We start from the raw sequence: 273 nt of genomic DNA, 5'->3' as shown, positions 1-273 counted from the left end.
AACCTATATCAAGATTTGCAACAAGCATTTGAACAACAGGATTATGAATCAGCCGCACAATGGGTACGGCATGGACGCTTTCTTAATAAGCTTCGCAATGAAATTGCTTCAATCTTATAAAGTACATATGCTGTTACATTTGCCTAAGTTTTATAGCAAATGATTTTATATGTAAAACAAAAACCGTATCAGATTTATCTGATACGGTTTTCTTATATTAACTACCGATTAGCGTTTTTTACCGGTAACAGTAGCAACAGCCAGGTTTTCGTT

At 34.4% G+C, this 273-nt stretch carries 1 protein-coding gene; it reads left to right on the top strand.

All coding sequences use genetic code 11. The features are described from left to right. A partial coding sequence (locus ACTHSP_RS23720; protein ID WP_440347200.1) for an iron-sulfur cluster co-chaperone HscB C-terminal domain-containing protein occupies positions 1 to 120 on the top strand: 120 nt, incomplete at its 5' end. Positions 121 to 273 lie beyond the last annotated feature (153 nt).

It is taken from the genome of Neisseria sp. P0001.S005 (assembly GCF_051963715.1).
Note: the sequence above shows the minus strand (reverse complement) of the source record. Positions and strands in the feature narration are given on the sequence as shown.